The following is an 18,239-nucleotide window of genomic DNA, read 5'->3' as shown; positions in this document are numbered from 1 at the left end:
AGAAAGGGTTTTGAGCTATCAAAACCCTTTTTTTTATTACTTTTGTTTTGCAGTACAAATACCTATCTCGATTTGAAAACTTTCCATTCTATATATACTTTTCATCCAAAAAACAAAACGATTGTAACCCTCGGAACTTTTGATGGTGTTCATTTTGGTCATAAAAAAATTATTGAAAAATTAATTCACAATTCTTCCTTGTGCGAGTGTGAAAGTTTAGTGCTCACTTTTTTTCCACACCCAAGAATGGTGCTTCAGGATAATAGTGAAATTAAACTATTAAACACTATTGAAGAACGAACTGAACTATTAAAAAAATCGGGCTTAGACAACTTAATCATCCACCCTTTTGACCAAGTCTTTTCAAGATTAACTGCCGAAGAATTTGTTTCTACTATTTTAGTTAACCAATTTAACGTAAGAAAAATTATAATTGGTTATGATCATCGATTTGGTAGAAACAGAACTGCAGACATTAATGATTTAATAGAGTTTGGAAAAAAATTTGATTTTGAAGTAGAGCAAATCTCTGCTCAAGAAATAGACGAAGTTTCTGTTAGTTCTACAAAAATTAGAAATGCTCTGATAGACGGTCATGTGAAATTGGCTAATGATTACTTGGGATACAACTATTTATTAACAGGAATTGTAATAAAAGGAAAAGGGCTTGGCAGAACTTTAGACTTTCCCACTGCTAATTTACAGATAGAAGAATCGTATAAATTAATTCCAAAAAACGGTGTTTATATTGTTCAAAGTTTGATTGAAAATAAATTGGTTTATGGCATGATGAACATCGGATTTAATCCTACTGTAAATGGCGAATCAAAATCAATTGAAATACACTTTTTTGATTTTGATGGTGATTTGTATTCTAAAAAAATCCAAATTCAGCTTTTAGATCGAATTCGTGATGAAGTAAAGTTTGAAAACATTGAAAAACTGAAAGAACAGCTTTTAAAAGATAAAACCGTTGCAATTCAACACATAAATTCATTGTAATGCTAAAAAAGGCTTTTGAACCCATCGACAATTCTCCGCTTATTCTTTTTAGAATAACCATGGGGCTTTTGATTGCGGCAGAAAGCATTGTTGCTATTTTTACAGGATGGGTTAAAAAAAATTTAATTGACCCCACGATTTCTATTCCGCATATTGGCTTTGATTTTTTGGTACCTCTTCCCGGTTATGGTATGTATTTCTATTTTAGCATAATGGGGATTTTAGGAATATTTATTATGTTGGGTTTTAAATATCGGTACTCGTTAGGATTATACACCATACTTTGGACAAGTGTATATTTAATGCAAAAAGCATCTTATAACAACCATTATTATCTACTTATTTTGGTGTGTTTAATTATGCTTTTTCTTCCGGCCAATCAATATGCTTCGTTGGATGCTAAAAAAAATCCAATCATAAAAAGCCTCACGATGCCCCGATGGTGCTCGTGGGTCATGATTTGTCAGATGACTATTGTTTATTTTTTTGCCACCTTAGCCAAGTTTTATCCAGATTGGTTAGATGGAACTTTTACAGGAATTTTATTTTCAAACTTATCTAATTTTCCGGTTTTAGGCTCAGTGTTTACTGAAAAATGGTTTCATGTTTTTATTGCTTATGCCGGAATTTTCTTTGATGGTCTAATCATACCTGCACTTCTTTGGAAGAAAACAAGAAATATTGCGTTTGTGGCTAGTTTACTTTTTCATCTGTTTAATTCAGTTACCTTACAAATTGGTATTTTTCCCTATTTTGCTTTAAGCTTTATTGTATTTTTCTATTCGCCGGAAACCATTCGACACATCTTCTTTAAAAAGAAACCTCAACTTCAAATGGAGGATTTAAGTAAACACTATTCTTATTCCAATGTTATCACTTATTTTTTTATACCTTTTTTTATTATACAACTCATTCTTCCCATCAGACATTTTTTTATTAAAGGTGATGTACTTTGGACAGAGGAAGCTCATCGCTTAAGTTGGAGAATGATGTTGAGGCAAAAAAACGGCATTACACATTTTAAAGTGATTGATAAAAATACCAATCAAGAACTCCCTTACAATATTGTTGAGAAATTAACCCGAAAACAGCTGGGTTTGGTTTCCAGTAAACCGGACGGAATGTGGCAAATGGCCCAACATATCAAAAAAGAATTTGCAGAACAAGGCATAGAAGTTAGTATTTATATTGATTCGAAACTTTCTGTCAATAATAAACCTTACAAAACCTTTATTGATCCAACAGTTGATTTTGCAGAAGCAGAATGGAACTATTTTGGACATAATGAATGGATTGTTCTTTACGATAAAGAAGGAGATATAAGTAAGAAATAAATTTTAAAAAATCTTTTGCTTTGCTTCTTATTCGTCTAAATTAAGTACTTTTGACATATAATAATATTTTATGAATACCACAAAACACAATTGGACAAAGGAGGAGATACTTGCCTTATACAACAAACCTTTGATGGATTTGTTGTTTGAATCTGCCTCAATTCACAGAACACATCATGACCCAAATGTAGTTCAAGTATCTACACTAATTTCTATTAAAACAGGAGGTTGTTCAGAAGATTGTGGCTACTGTCCGCAAGCTGCTCGCTATGACACTAAGGTGGAAGGAAATGATTTAATGAGTGTTCCGCACGTTAAGGCACAGGCTTTGCGAGCCAAAGCATCAGGCTCTTCCCGTGTTTGCATGGGTGCAGCCTGGAGAAACGTGAAAGATGGGTCGGAATTTGATCAAGTGCTGGAAATGGTTCGCACCATTAATAAACTAGATATGGAAGTTTGTTGCACTTTGGGAATGCTCACAGAAAATCAAGCTCACCGTTTAGCCGAAGCCGGATTATATGCCTATAACCACAACCTTGACACATCGGAAGAATTTTATAAAGAAGTGATTTCTACCCGTGGGTTTGAAGATCGATTGCAAACCATTAACAACGTTAGAAAAACAAACATAACCGTTTGTAGTGGAGGAATTATTGGAATGGGAGAAAGTATTGAAGATAGAGCCGAAATGTTGGTGACATTGTCAAACTTAAATCCGCAACCGGAATCTGTTCCAATCAATGCTCTTGTTGCAGTGGAAGGAACGCCTATGGAAAACCAAAAACCAATTGAAATTTGGGAAATGATTAGAATGGTTGCTACTACTAGGATTGTAATGCCGGAAACGCAAGTTCGTTTATCTGCCGGGAGAACAGAAATAAATAGAGAAGGCCAAGCGATGTGCTTTTTTGCAGGAGCTAATTCAATATTTGCAGGAGATAAACTATTGACTACTCCTAATCCGGATGTAAATGAAGACATGAAAATGTTTGAATTATTAGGTCTCAAGCCGCAAAAACCATTTGAAAAAGGATTGCAACCCAAAACAGTTGAAGCAGAAGATTCGCAATTACATGCGTTGGGCGAAAAGCCTAAATGGTCAAGACCCGGACACACAATTGAACGTAATGTTGAGGTTTCGTTGAAAGGAAAGTAATCAAATTCAAAATAACTAAAAACAAGATATCTATGATTAGCTCTTAGCATAAATGCCAAGAGCTTTTTTACTTAAAGACATTCGATTTATTTGAAAACGTAAAGCACAAAAAAAGCCTCCGATTTCTCGGAGGCTTCTCTTTATAAAACTCAGCAACTCAGTTGCTCAGTATCTTAGTTTTTAGAAACTTATTGTTTCACCACTCTCACAGTTCTCGTTTCTTCACCTTGTGTTACAATCATATTGTAAACTCCAGATGGATAACGATCTCCAAATTGGTAGTTAGCAACTTCGCTTGCATTTACTTCTTTTACTTCTAAAAGCCGTCCTGCCATGTCATACACAGTCAAGCTCACTTTTTCAGTGTTGGAAGTTCTTACATCAACAGCAAAACTGTTTGCAAATGGGTTTGGATAAGCCACTGCTTTGAAATCAGTTGGTAAGTTGATCGTTTCTTCAGTTTTAACTAAATTTGATCTTAGACCACCACCTGGCACTAGAATATTACAATCTTTTCCTGGATAGAAATAACCGTAAATCTCAGCTTCTACTGTTACCGAGTAGTTACCACCCGGCGTTAAAGTCTGCAATGCATTAAAGTTACTCAACCTAAAAAATCGTGCTGATGTAGTGTATACTTGGTTATAGCTAACACCATCACTTAACGTGAAACGATATTGTGTTGCTCCCGTTAATGGTGTAGCATAAATTGGTGTGTTTAGTGCGGCTGGTGCAATACCTTCTTCACCTCCACAACCATCTATTGCTGCCTCTGGGGCCTCTGGTGTATATACAGAGCATACTGCTCCGTAATTAGACCAACCCTCTATTCCATTTACATTTGCTTTTACTCGAACACGAACTTGATATTCCGAAGCATAAACATACTGAATTCCGCTTAACAAGGTTAATTTGAAATTGTTTACCGAGCGTTCGATTGTAGTTGTTTCAACAGCTACTCCGCCTTCCATACGACTTACTTCAAATTCATATCCTGTGGACGAAACTACTGTAGTAGCATAGATAGTAGATTGTAATGATGGTAAAACTTGACCACAAACTGTACTCACTGCGGTAGTTGGAATTGCCGGAGTAAGTATAGTACAAGCTGTTCCATAGTCTTGCCATTCGTTATTAATTCTAACCATTACGCGGATGGAATAAGCAGTATTGAAACCTGCAATATCCGTTTCATTGATACGAATCATCGCAATTGTTTTTTCTACTTCTCTAACTGCCGTTGTAGATAAATTGGTTATCTCATAACGGTAACCTGTTATAGTTGCTCCTACAGGCAATCCTGTTGGTGTATCTGCCAAGATAGAAGAATTAACAAATTGTAATGTGGTTCCACAGAAATAAGGACGAATTTGGGTTAGAACAACCGGACATCCGTCATTTAAATCACCGTTACAGTTTTGAAGGATACCATCGTAACAGATTTCTGTGGCTCCTGGGTAAATAGTGTTAGCGTTGTCATTACAATCGCCACCTACTGCTACGTAGCCTACTGGTTGAGTACATGCTTGAAGAGTAACTGCATCATTACCAAAACCGTCTCCATCTGTATCTGCATACCAAGTGGTTGCAGGTGTTACAGACAATGACACTATAGCCTCTGATTCACAACCAAAAGAACTCACGGCCGTAGCAGTATAACTAGTTGGACTAGTTGTTGATATTCTAGCATAAACCGTTGCTGCATTTCCACCCGTATAAGAAATAGTTCCAGAAGCATCGGTATATAAATCCGTTGCTGGTGACCAAGTCACATTAGGAATAGGAGTTCCTGAAACCACAAAATTATCAACTGCCCAATAATATTGCCAAGTAGCATCGTATCTAAATCTCACATATACAACAGCCTGATTTAAAGCTGCTGCAGGCAAAACAATATTATCTTGAACAAAACCGGTTGGAGCTCCTTGAACTGTTGTATAGGTCTTTAATGTAGTCCATGTTGTCCCGTTAAGTGAATATTCTAGGCCGGCAAAAGTAGCAGGGATTCTGTAATAGTGATAAAAACTAATATTAACAGAATTATAACCTACAGTACTGAAAGCCGGAGATTGTAGACGTGTATCTGTTACAGAACCACTTCCTCCAATATCAGAATCTGTTAACATAAACTGACTAGTATCATTACTACTTAAGGTTGCTCCAAAAGTTCCAGCAATAGTATACGGACTTGGTCTTAAAGTCCATGCTGTCGCAGCCTGATTAGATCCACCAGTTGTAAGATTCTGTGTAGTCCACCCAGAAGCAGCACCATTAAAGTTTTCAGTCAGAATAACACTAGTTGTTGAAGTAGAAACTGTTAATTGTTGTAAATCTCCTTCGCAAACATTAATAGGATTTGCACTAGGTGTAATTGCTAATACTAAACTTGGTGATATTAAAACCTCTGTGGATCCAGTTGATGAACAATTGTCAGCAGAAGTAGCTGTGAATGTATATGTTCCTGATGCTGCAAGTGTAACATCTGAAATCGTTGGATTCTGATCTGTTGAAGTAAATCCGTTTGGACCTGTCCAAGAGAATGTAACTCCCACATCTGAACTTCCTGTTAAATTAACAGTTCCACCTTCACAAACCGGACCATTATTAGTAGCCACAGCAGTTGGTAGAGGGTTTACAGTTAAAGTAACTGCATCTGATGTAACAGGCTCTCCACATAACGGAGTAACTACCACATCATAAGAGGCATCATCACTTGCTGAAATGTTATTCAATTGTAATGTTGCTGAAGTAGCACCATCAATACTAGCACCACCTTTTCTCCATTGGTAAGTTATACCCGGACCTGAAGCTTCTACAGTGAAAGTAGCATTTGTTCCGGCACATTGTACTAATGAAACTGGTTGAGTTTCAATTTCAGCACCAGAAATAACACTTACAGCAACTTCTGATGTTGTAGAACATCCTGAAGCTCCTGTTACAGTAACTGTATAAGTAGTATCTTCTGTTGGGTTTGCTATTGGATTTTTAACTGAAGACGTAAAGCCTGCAGGTTCAGAAGTCCAAGAGTAAGTAAATTGATCTGAGTAATCAGGTGTAAATCTAAACAAAGTTCCACTTACAACTTGGTTTGTGGTTCCTTGAGTAATTGTTGCTGAACTGGAAGTTGATGCACTTGCATCAGTAATAGCAGCCCAAGTTGTTGATGAAATCGAACGAATTTGAGTTGCTGCTGATGAGGTTCCTCTTAAACCAACTTGTACTCCAGCTGAAGTCCATGCTTGGTTATAAGCTCCATAACGAATTTCAACTAAATTAGAAGTTTCATGCAACCAAACTTGTGCATTTCCTGTATGAGCTGGAGTATTGTATCTGTAAAAATTAGTAGCCTGGATTTTTAAAATTCTATTTGGAGCTACTCCATCTACAACATAACTATAAACAGCACCAGAATTATTTAAATCACGACTGTTAAACGCAATTACATTTGAGTCTGCACCTAAAGCAGCATAAGAAGTAGCTGCCGGAGCACCTCCTAAATAAACAGCTCCGTTTGAACTTACTCTAAACTGTGTGAAATTATTCCCGCCGAAGTTAAAATTAAATCCAATACCTAATAAAGCAGAATACCCATCATCAGCTGTACCGGCTCCTGCACTTATAGAAAATGTAGTTGCTCCAGTTAAAGCTGAATAAGTAGATGTTGTTCTAGTAAATTTATAAGCACTGATATTTTTACTTCCTTGAGTTGGAGTAACATCTAACTGTACATTTGCTTCCGGACAAACCGTGTCTGGAGTTGCCGTTGCTGTAGCAAGAACAGCATTATTTACAGTTACAGTTACTGTAGTTGTATTTGAACAACCATCAGCATCTACACCTGTAACTGTATAAGTTGTAGTAGAGGCAGGAGAAGCCAAGACAGTATCTCCAGTTGTTGCACTTAAACCTGTTGCTGGCGACCATGTGTATGTAGCGGCTCCTGAAGCAGTTAAACTTACTGGATCACTTGGTACACAATAAGAAGCAGAACTTGGTGTTACCGAAATTGTTGGTTGTTGAACTGTTAACGTAACAACATCTGAATTTAATGGTAAACAAGGTGAGGTGCCACTAACAACAGCTCTGTAATAAGTTACACCAACAGAACTAGCAGGAGTAACATTCACACTTAGTGAAGCTCCTGTTCCAACATTAGTCCAAGTATCAACTCCATTTGGAGAAGATTGCCATTGAATTCCAGAAACAACTCCACCTGTAGCAACGCTAAAGTTAGCAGTTGTATTAATTCTACAAACCAAAGTACTATCCGGTTGATCTGAAATTGAAACACCTTCATTTACAGTTAAAGTAGCAGGGTTTGAAGTTGCTGCATTTGCAGGTCCTGTAACTACTCCTCTAAATCTATAACCATCATGAACTAATGTAATTGTAGAAACAGATAATACATTAGTCTCAGCGTCTGAGATTGTCATACCGTCTAAATCACCATCCGTAACAGGCAACCAGTTTTCTGTACCATCTGCATCATATTCCCATGAATAGGTAATATCTTCTTCTGCATCATCACCTGATCTCACAACAGTGAAAGTAGTTGAACCACCATCACAAAGTGCAGCATTCACAGGATCAGAACTAATACCAGTATCACCTACATTTAGTATAGAATTTGGTGTTGTAGTTTCTGGTGTACAAGGAGAAACTCCTGATACCTCACAATAAAACTCAAAACCATTCATATCTCCGGGCACACTTCCAATAACTAAAGAAGAAGTAGTAGAACCTGTATATGATTCTCCATATAAGCTTAACAAATCATCCAATTGGTACGTATCAATACCATCAAAGGCAAACCATTGATAGGTTAATCCCGTTCCTGAAGCAGTAACTGAGAATGTAGCATTATTACCCGTTACAACAGTTTGACTTGGTGTAAATGAGTTAATTACTACTGGAGCATTAATAGTTACATCATAGGTAACAGTAGTAGTACAGCCATTATCAGTAATTGAATAGCTGATTGTTACGGTACCAGGACTAACCCCTGAAACTGTACCTCCAACAACAGTTGCTATAGTCTCATCTGACGATGACCAAGAACCACCTGATGTACTTGTTAATAATAATGTATTAGGCATACATAAGGCTGTATCTGGTGCTGTGATTGGATCAACATCCGGTGAGTTGAATACTTCAAACAAAGTAGCACTATTTACTGTTGAAAAACCATCCGAGATTGTTATTACACCAGTGGTTACATTTTCATCTAAATCAACTGTAATAGTAGTGTCATTTACCACCGTAAAAGGATAAGAACTTCCGTTAATCTCTATTTCAGAAATATCGGATAGATTTGAACCTGTTATAGTGATAGTAGTTTCATTTAAATCATCAGAACATGCTGTTGCTGGTTCGAATGATGTAAATACCGGAGGTACAAAATCTACTGAAATATCATCGATATATAGAAATGCATTATCAGCCGCAGAGAAATTATGGAATCCAATATAATATACTCCTGTAGTAGCAGGTGAAAAATCAATTGTAAACTCAGAAAATGGACTTGCCAAAGCAGAATTAATTCCTGTAAGGGTAGCCAACGTTCCAGAAGTCATTTCAGAAGCTGTAGGTAATGTTCCGTATTTTACCTCCAAATTTTCAACATAGGTAGGGCCATCTGATGCTTTGTATTTAAATTTGAAACGGTAATTAGCATTGGCATCTAATGTTAATCCTTGAAGGAAGAACCAATCATTACCCGGAACTGAAGCATTCCACTGATACTGCATACTATTTGTTCCTGTTGATGCTGATGTTGAAGTACCTGTAAAGACATTCCAAGTTGACACACCATTCAAATCTTGATACAAGAGACAGCTTGTGTTTTCAGCCACTTCAAACCCCATAAAATAAGGTACTGTGGTTGATATACAAGGTGTATTATAAATTGCTGAAGTTCTCCAAGCACTATAATCTACCCCCTCTTCACATACTCCGCGAACATGCACATAATAGGAAGTTCCTATCGCTAAAGAACCCGCTTCTGCCGATGTTGTTGCCGTAAAAGTTCCTGAAGTAGGAGGCGTTGCCGAAGTGGTCATTGCCCACTCATAGCCCACAGCAGGTGGCGATGATGGTGCGTTCCAAGTAATAGAAGCACTATCTACAGCACTTGGTACAACTACTATACTACTAGCTGAAACAGCAAAACAACTTGGTATATCTTCAAAAACTGGAGTTAATTTCCAAGTTCCATTATTCACCAAGTTAAAAGTTGTTCCACAACCACTTCCTCCATACCCTCTAAAGGCATGTAATTGGAATGTTATAGTACCTGTGGCTTGTTCAGCGAACGGAAGGTTTCTACTGTAATTAAATGTACCTGTGGAATCTCCTGCTCCTGCAGCAACAGTTGCTTCACCTACTCCTAAAGTTGGGGAATAAATGAAGGAACGTTGTTCGCTCATCCAACCCTCATCAAAAAGGTCTCCCACAGCAGTCATACTGTATTCAACTGCTAATGAAGCGATCCATTTTCCTGTAGGAACAGTAATAGATAATGTTCCAGGACATGTTGAAAAAGTTGATGGCGTAGGCTCAACAGCTACTAATAAAGTACTAATATTTCCAGAAGTATTAGTAACCGAGTTTGATGGGGTAAAGGTAATTGGCCCTACCCAAGAACTAAAACCATCTACGCCACAATCTTGACGAATGTAGGTTTGATATGCTTGTTCAAGTGTAAGTTCTTCTATTGTTGTAGATATTCCGCTTGCTAAAACGGTTGTTCCAGTTCCTAATGTAAAACCTGACAGACCATATTCTATTTGAAAATCAGAGCCTGTACTTGACCAGTTCAAGTTAACAGAATCACCTAACACATTAGCAGTAAATGCTGTTGGAGGTAAACAAACTGGGGCTTCTGTTATAGTAACAATATAATCTTCTGTTTCACCATAAGAACTAGCAGATGCACCACAAGCCATACTAGTCGTAAGAGGAGAATCATCTCCACCTCTAACTCTTAGTCTAGTATTTCCTAAAACGGCTCCTAGTGGAACATTAATTGTGATTACAGCGGTGCCGCTTGCTCCGGCATTACCAGTAGCTAGAAATCCTTCTGAGGCTTCAAAAGTACCATTTTGATTAAAATCCACCCAAACAGCAGAATATTGGTTAGAGTCCGTACCAAAAGAAATGGATATATTTTGATTCACCCCTCTTTGAAGTGTAGGAACTGTTAATGCATTATAAAAAGTATAATGTGGAGAAGCAGTACAGCCTGATGCGTTTGATAAACTTCCCAAAACTACATTAGTAATAGCATCGGTTCCACACCCTAAAGAATAGGTAGGATTACAATATATAAAACTAGAACCTGTTGTAAAAGAACCTTCAACACAAGATGTTGCACTTCCTAATGCATTTTTAGGGACAATTTTATAAAAATATTCTGTATTCGCCAATAATGTTGCTACTAATGGTGTTGAAGTTCCTGTTGCATTGGCATAAAAAGCTGCTGGTGATGAAGTTCCAAGGAAAACATCATAACTAGATGCTCCCGCTACTGAACTCCATGATAAAGCAGTGTTAAGAGCCACATTTGTGGCAAGATTTGCAGGTGTTTGTGTTGTGACACAATTTGGCAAATTTGCTGTTGTGAAAGACCAAATTGCACAACCTGTGGCTGCACCATTATTGTTCGTTGGAATTACCTGCCAATAATAGGTTGTTGATGGTGATAAAGTTCCTGGTGGTATAGCATAAGTATTGGTTAAACCTAATGCACTTCCATTCACTAAATTGGTAGGAGCTAATGTCCCTCCTCCATCTGTTCCGAAGTATAATGTATAACCAGAAGGATTTCCTGTTGCTCCAGACCAAGTTAAGTTTGAACCATTAAACCCAGTACCTGCATTTGAAGGAGTGGTTGGAGAAGCAATACAATTAGGTGGTAAAACAGGAACCAGACCGCCCAAAACTACTTGCGGTGTTGTTGTTGTTCTCGCTCCCGTACCAGGTGCGGTAGGGTCAGGATTTATGGTATCACTTCGAAAATAAATATTTCTATTTGTTTGAGCTGTATTTGCTAGCCAATTATAAGTACAAGAATATCCTGGTGAGTTTTCGTCAACCGCTAAAATTAGATTATCTGTGTTATTATATGCAAAAGGAACAGTTAAATTGATAGTAATCACTTGCCCAGATGATGTTGGCATAGTGACAGACCCATCATAAACCAATGTCAAGTTTGCCAATGGCTCCCAATCGTTATTGGTTGCAAAGTCTGCTTTGGTGGTATGGCCTAAATATATCCTAAAAGCGGTATTGGCACCTTGTGGAGTATTAGGTGTACCGCCTGTTGCTGTAGTTGGAATTATTCCCGCACTTGTAAAAGACAAAGACGTTATATTACCTGCTGTGTTGATAGTTGGTTGAAGGTAAATTTGCTGATGATAGGAATATCCCCAACACGAACTAAAAGGTCCATTTCCATTTGATGTGTTACCTGCACCAACAGTAATTTGAGCAAAAGAATCCAAACTAAAAATGTTCAATATCAAAAATAAAAACATCAAATGCCATACTTTCTTAGTGGCAAAAAACGAACTAACATATGGATTTTTATCTCCATCCGGTTCTCGGGTTTTGAGCGACGTCCCCAAACGCCAACTCAACGAATTGTAGTATTTAGTCATAATTAAAAAATTGGTTTAAAATAAGTTAGTGAATGTAACAAAATTTGTTAACATGTTGTTAAGCAAACCTATACAAATCGTTAAAAAGCACGATTAATCGATAAAATGCATATCATTTCTTTTTAACAATTTTTTTTTGACTTGTTTATAAAAAAACAAAACCCTTAGAAAACTCTAAGGGTTTTATAGTTAAATTTTTGATTTTTTAATAGGCGACTTTTTTGGTCAAAATTACACCATCTGTGGTTGTAATTTGAACTAAAATCATTTGGTTAGCAATGTTTAAATTGGCAAAACTTACCTCTGTTGCCAAGATATCCTGTTTGGCTGTAATCAATCGTCCTCTGATATCAAAAAGTTTTACTTCGGCCATCATTAAATTGGATGAATTGATGAAAATGGTTTCGCTATTTTTATAGACAACAATTGCATTGGATGCATCGGTTGGATTAGTAACTCCTAATGTTCCGTTAGTAAATTGAACCTCAAATCGATCTTCAAAAGTTCCGGTTTCTGTTGTAAAGTTATAATTACTTTCGTTCAAATTATGAATTACATTAAGCCATTTATCTTCTAAATAAACTATTTGTCCTTCTTCAAACAAACCATCAAAATTTTCTAATTCAATTGAATAGGCTCCCGGAACAGAAGTTCTAAAACCAAGCGGCACTTCGTCATTCACATTAAACGGCAATGTTCGTCCTTGTATCGTTAATTTTTTATCACTGTTTAAAGAGTAAAGACTAACCACATTTCCTGCTTCTGTTAGTTCGGCATCGTACGCATTATCTAATTCGTTTGTTGCTCCTTCAATATAACCTAGCAGCATTTGTTTGTATGCCCCTTGTTGGTTGATTATATTTAACCAAATTCTATGTTTTTCAAGTGATTTGAGTTGCTGAGCATTTGCACTTCTATAAAACAAATTGTTTGATCCTGACAAACGTATTGTGTTATCAAAATTAACTGTTCCAGATGCCAATCCTTGCACAAAAAATCCTTGTCCTGCAGCAATATTACCGTTTGGAACATTTGGATTTACACCCGGATTTGGTGAAGCAGCTGTTCCAGCCCCACCTGATGCATTATAAACAGCATAATCGTTAGAATTATAATTATTTGCCGTTATTGGTGTATTGTGCGTCCAAAAGAACATGTTTCCTTGCAACACTGTATTATTTGCCGCATACAACAAATCGGCATCAATAGCACTTGGATACGGATTTCCTAATAAGTTTCTGTTTTGCGTTCCCGAAACAACTATACCAATGGAATAAGGTCCATTGTGGGGCACTCCATAAAACGAACCCGTGAAAACCGACGGTACTGTTGTACTGTGTGTGCCTGGAGCTCTAATTATATATCCTTTAGCCGCATTCATTACAGAAGCCGTACTAATATTTTGCCAAGAATAGGTTGTGTTATTAAACACATAAAAACGATTGGCAGCTGTGTCTGGTGAAAAAGTTCCTAACGTCTGATTTGCAACCGGCGACGACCAATAGGTATAGTCATAAAAAACAACAGGCGTTGTGTTTCTTTCATATCGGATTGAACCTGAATTAACCGCATCGCTCAACTGCACTAAACTTGAATTATTTTGAAAAATAACTGTGGTAGGCAAAGAAGGTCCATCTACCACAAACTCGTTTTCAACTATAACTGTTACACCTGATTGCACAAGTAAAGTTGCTCCGGACAAAACCTGAACCGAACAAGCACTAAAGTTTGAAGAGGCTGTATAGTTTCCTGCAATAATTACTCGCTTAGTTATATCCGGTGTACCGTTACTCCATGTATTGGTTCCTGTTAATGTAGTTGAATTAATAGTTACTGAAGTTATTGTTGAATAAACAGGATTACATACACCCGTTCCCACCACTGCTCTAAAATAGCGAACAGTTGTAAATGTTCCAAATTGTGCAGGAGTTAACGTTGTTGTTGTGTTTGCAATAGTTGTTACACCCACTGTAAAAGCAGCATCATTAGCATATTCCCAACGAATTATATTTCCTGTATGACCTGTTAATGTAATGTTGTTAAACGAAGCCGTATCACAAGAAACTTGATTAGCAGAAAGTGTTCCTCCTACTTGTGGTGTAACCGTGATGGCAACTGTTTGTGTACTTTGACAAAAAGTTGGTCCCGGTGCAGTTGCTGCAGCTGTATAAACTTGATCTGTAGCAGGCATAGCATATACTACATTTGTAGCTGTTCCGGTATATGGAATAGTTCCAGCCGCATCGGTATACAATCCAGTAGTTGGTGACCAAACAATATCTGATGAAGCACTTCCCAATACTCTAAAATTATCAACAGCCCAACCCCAACCCCAATTGGATTGGTAATTAAAACGAATTCGAATTACTTGCCCGGCATACGGGTTCAAATTTAAAAATGTCTGTGCAAAATTGGTAGCCGTTCCTTGATTGGAAGTATATTGAGCTAAATTAGTCCAAGTTAATGAGGGCGATTCAGGATCGGTTCCTTCCGGGAAAGTAGCAAGATTTGCGTTATCAATAGCCACTTGAACATAAGCTAAATCATTTATTCCCAAATACCTGAAATAATGATAAAAGTTTAATGTTGCAGAGGTGTATGAGGTTAAATTGATTGGTGGTGAAATCAACCTTGATCTAGTTACACTTGGTGCAGGAAGATCTCCTTGTGAATCTGAATTAGCAAAAACAAAATTAGTGTTATCATTACTACTAAAAGTATCAAACCAAACTGGACCCGTTGTGGTGTATCCGCTTGGTCGTATCGTCCAGGCAGAAGCAGCAGGACTACTTCCTCCAGTAGAACTAATTCTTGATTTAAACTGAAGTACCGGCGGCACAGGAACTAAATCCGGTGGCCCGTTGATGCCTGAATTAAAGTTTTCACTAAACACTGTTACATTTGAAACAATACCACCTGCTGCATTTAACTGTATAGCCGGTCCATTGACACAGCTTGCTGTTCCGTTTGGCGTTGCAATTGTAATAGGTGTAGGGGTTTCATTGGCTACATAGGTAAACGTAGCCGTATTGGTACTGAAACTACCACTGGTTTGACTAGCTGTTAAAATATAGGTTGTAGTTGCACTGGTATTAAATGTAAAACCTGTTCCGGGAGTACCGGACACACCTGCAGATGGTGTCCAGGTATACACATCATAATTTGCTAAAGGCGATGTAATGGTAATTAACGGTGAATTAGTTAATCCACATTGAGCCGACATTGTTGACGCACTTAGCGTTAACGCTGGCGGTGGAAATATTACGTTAATGGTATAATCTTCAAAAGCTTGATACTCACCATTTCTACACGACGTTAACGCTCCCCCTACAAAAGTAGGGGCATCTATACTACCAATACGTAATCGTCTTGGTCCTAGAGGCTGAGCTCCTGGCACAGTAAAACTGGCTAACAAAGTAGTTGGATTAGTAAATCCTGATACTCCGGAATATACTTGTTCTCCTGCATCTACAAAATCACCATCGTTATTCCAATCTACCCAAATAATTGTGTCGTAGGTAAAACCTGTTCTAAAAGTTATACTCACAGGAACTGTTGCTCCTTGAGCCACATTGGTTGTTAAACCGGAATAATTTCCATAATAATTTGGCAATTCCAGACCCGTTGTATTATTTATACTTCCCATCGTTACGTTTGTAATACCATTTGGGTCTTGAAAATAACCCGCTCCAGAAGGAATGCAATAAACTGGTGGTGCAGGTAACGTTGTAAAACTTGTTCCTGCTGACCATTCTCCAAATTCAGACGGCCCGCAAATACTTCTTACCCAAACGTAATATAATGTGTTGGGTGTTAAGCTTGGAATAGTTGTTAACGTTGTTCCTGCAGGAACTGTGCCCGAAAAAGGCGTTCCATTAGTTGGAGCAACTCCGGTTGTGTTATAATAATAAGCATATCCATTTGCCGGGGAAGGTGTTGGAGCCGTCCAAGTGATGGTAGCATTATTAAAACTAACTAAAACCGCTGGTGCTATAAGACCTGTTGGTTTTAAACAGTTAGAAACATCAATAAAGATATCATCTAAATATAGATTGGCCATATTAGCATCAGAATAAGCTCTAAAACCAAAATAATAGGTATCGGTTGTTGGTGCGGTAAAATTCACGATATTAGTTTCAGGCGAAGATTTAATTTCAGGATGATTTTCTATCTGAATAGCTCCAGCCAAACCTGCTGCTGTTCCGGTAGTACCATAGCGAACTTCCATTTTATTTGTGTAGAAAGTAAAATTAGAAGATCCTCCATATAGATATTGAATTCGATAGGTTTCTCCTGCTGTTAAAGCAATACCCTTTGTAATAAACCATGTGTTTGCCGGATTAGTAGGATGAGCACTATATGTTAAATGCTCATCAAAATAACCAGCTCCAAAATTCGGGTTTGTGGATAACCAGTTGTTTCCACCTCCGCCTCCGTTTTGATTAGACGTACACACCGGCATGTTACCAATTGTAAATCCATCCGACATAGGATCGAAAGGTAAATAATAAGGTACCGTTGTTGCGACACAAGGCAACGTAAATGTTGGTCCTGTTACCCAAGCACTGTAATCTGACCCGCCACAAAACGAACGCACATATAATGTATACGTAAAACCTTCTGATAAACCATTGGCCACCGTTGATATTCCGGCAACAGTTCCTGAATCGCCTAAACCAACTGGTCCTGAACCAGCTAAACCACTACTTCGTACTTCAAATTGATAACTGGTTGGTGCAACCGTTGGTGCAGTCCATGAAATATCTGCCGTTGTACCGGTAAAATTTATTGCTGTTAATCCCGATGGAGTATAACATGGCGGTGTCCATTGCATACGTATAACAGTTCCTGCATTAGAAGTGTTTCTGTAATTTATACCAACATTATTAGCTCCACCTGGTGTTGTAACGAGATAATCAACTGAATTTGCTACTCTATTACTATAATCCGTGGCAGCCGCACCTCTTAAACCACATTGTCCGGGAAGTTGCACATTTGTTGAAGGAGATGATACTTGTTGGTCGTATATAACCTCAACTACATTTGTTCCTTCATGCAATTTAATTTGAAAATTTAACAACCCTTCCCTAGCTGCCAACGAACCATTGGGTCTTGCCATATTTTTAAATTGCACAGTAAAAACTCTACTGCCTACTGCTCCTGTCATTAAATATTCAACACTTGTTGGATGAGTCACTGCACTATAAATAGGTGCCGAACCAAAGCTTGAATAAACCAAACCTCTAGAATGTCCCGCAACAGCTCCTGCATATTGTGTTATACTTGCATTATTAATAGGAGTCGCTTGAGCAGCAACAACATTTGAGGAACCTCCAAAATAGATAAACCCATTTGAATGCACTTTAACTTGTGAATAGTTTGTGCCATTATAATTGAATGAAAAACCAATTGGAATCTCAGAACCTATAGGAGTGAATTGGTTAAATGGTGTTGACCCAAAAATATCTGTTCCGGCAATAGGTGTATAAACCTCTCCATGAGAAACTCCATTGAACTCCTGATAACCATAGTTAACCACTTGTGCTAGTGCACTCAAAGAGGTAAATAAATAAAATCCTAAAAACAATATTCCAAAATTGAAAGTTGTCTTTTGAAATAAATTAGCTAAGGTTTTTTTTAATTGTAAAGTTGTATTCATAGTATTCTAGTTTTTTTGGAAATTCTATTTTTTTGGTTTTTGGCTGAGTTAAAAATAATCGGCTTACAAATTCTTAAAATAATAAAAACCGACTAAATGTGTTAAATCATCGACTAACTACTTTTAACTTAAATTTATGTTTTAAAATTCTGATAAATTAAGGCGTAAACATTTCAAAATCAACACTATAAAACCCTATTTTTTGTAACTGTTAAGAGCAAAAATACATTTTTTTGTGGAATACGTTTACTATTTCATCACAAATTATTAACACTATTTAGTTGTTTTGCTAAATTTTTATGTTAAGATGCTAAAATTTATAAAATGAGTAAAAAAGAACTTACAATAAATGAATTTTTTTAATCTAAAAAAGCATTTCAAAAAAAAATAATCTAAATAATTCACGAAAAGAGGGGTTATTTATCATAAAA

General features: G+C 37.2%; 5 protein-coding genes. 3 read left to right on the top strand and 2 right to left on the bottom strand.

Annotation, left to right across the window (positions count from 1 at the left end):
• Positions 1-72: 72 nt before the first annotated feature.
• From M0M57_RS08030 to bioB, 3 genes are all read left to right on the top strand, one after another.
• Positions 73-1,002, top strand: coding sequence for a bifunctional riboflavin kinase/FAD synthetase (locus M0M57_RS08030; RefSeq protein ID WP_248436661.1), 930 nt, complete (start codon positions 73-75; stop codon positions 1,000-1,002).
• On the top strand, positions 1,002-2,336 hold the full coding sequence (locus M0M57_RS08025) for an HTTM domain-containing protein (protein ID WP_248436660.1): 1,335 nt from the start codon (positions 1,002-1,004) through the stop codon (positions 2,334-2,336). Before M0M57_RS08030 ends, M0M57_RS08025 begins: the two co-directional genes overlap by 1 nt.
• A gap of 70 nt (positions 2,337-2,406) precedes the next feature.
• The gene (gene bioB, locus M0M57_RS08020; protein WP_248436659.1) at positions 2,407-3,492 is read left to right on the top strand and encodes a biotin synthase BioB; all 1,086 of its coding nucleotides are present in this window, start codon (positions 2,407-2,409) and stop codon (positions 3,490-3,492) included.
• Between the two features lie 188 nt (positions 3,493-3,680).
• Here bioB and M0M57_RS08015 read toward each other — a convergent pair whose 3' ends face one another.
• Both M0M57_RS08015 and M0M57_RS08010 read right to left on the bottom strand, forming a co-directional pair.
• On the bottom strand, positions 3,681-12,149 hold the full coding sequence (locus M0M57_RS08015; protein ID WP_248436658.1) for a GEVED domain-containing protein: 8,469 nt from the start codon (positions 12,147-12,149) through the stop codon (positions 3,681-3,683).
• 205 nt (positions 12,150-12,354) lie between these two features.
• Entirely contained in the window at positions 12,355-17,808 is a 5,454-nt protein-coding gene (locus M0M57_RS08010) for a GEVED domain-containing protein (protein WP_248436657.1), read from the bottom strand.
• Positions 17,809-18,239 lie beyond the last annotated feature (431 nt).

Origin of the sequence: Flavobacterium azooxidireducens (assembly GCF_023195775.1) — a bacterium.
Classification (GTDB): domain Bacteria; phylum Bacteroidota; class Bacteroidia; order Flavobacteriales; family Flavobacteriaceae; genus Flavobacterium; species Flavobacterium azooxidireducens.
Note: the sequence above shows the minus strand (reverse complement) of the source record. Positions and strands in the feature narration are given on the sequence as shown.

Coding starts and splice junctions, on each gene's coding strand:
- M0M57_RS08025 (WP_248436660.1), top strand. CDS start 1,002: ATGCTAAAAAAGGCTTTTGAACCCATCGACAATTCTCCGCTTATTCTT.
- M0M57_RS08015 (WP_248436658.1), bottom strand. CDS start 12,149: ATGACTAAATACTACAATTCGTTGAGTTGGCGTTTGGGGACGTCGCTC.
- M0M57_RS08010 (WP_248436657.1), bottom strand. CDS start 17,808: ATGAATACAACTTTACAATTAAAAAAAACCTTAGCTAATTTATTTCAA.
- bioB (WP_248436659.1), top strand. CDS start 2,407: ATGAATACCACAAAACACAATTGGACAAAGGAGGAGATACTTGCCTTA.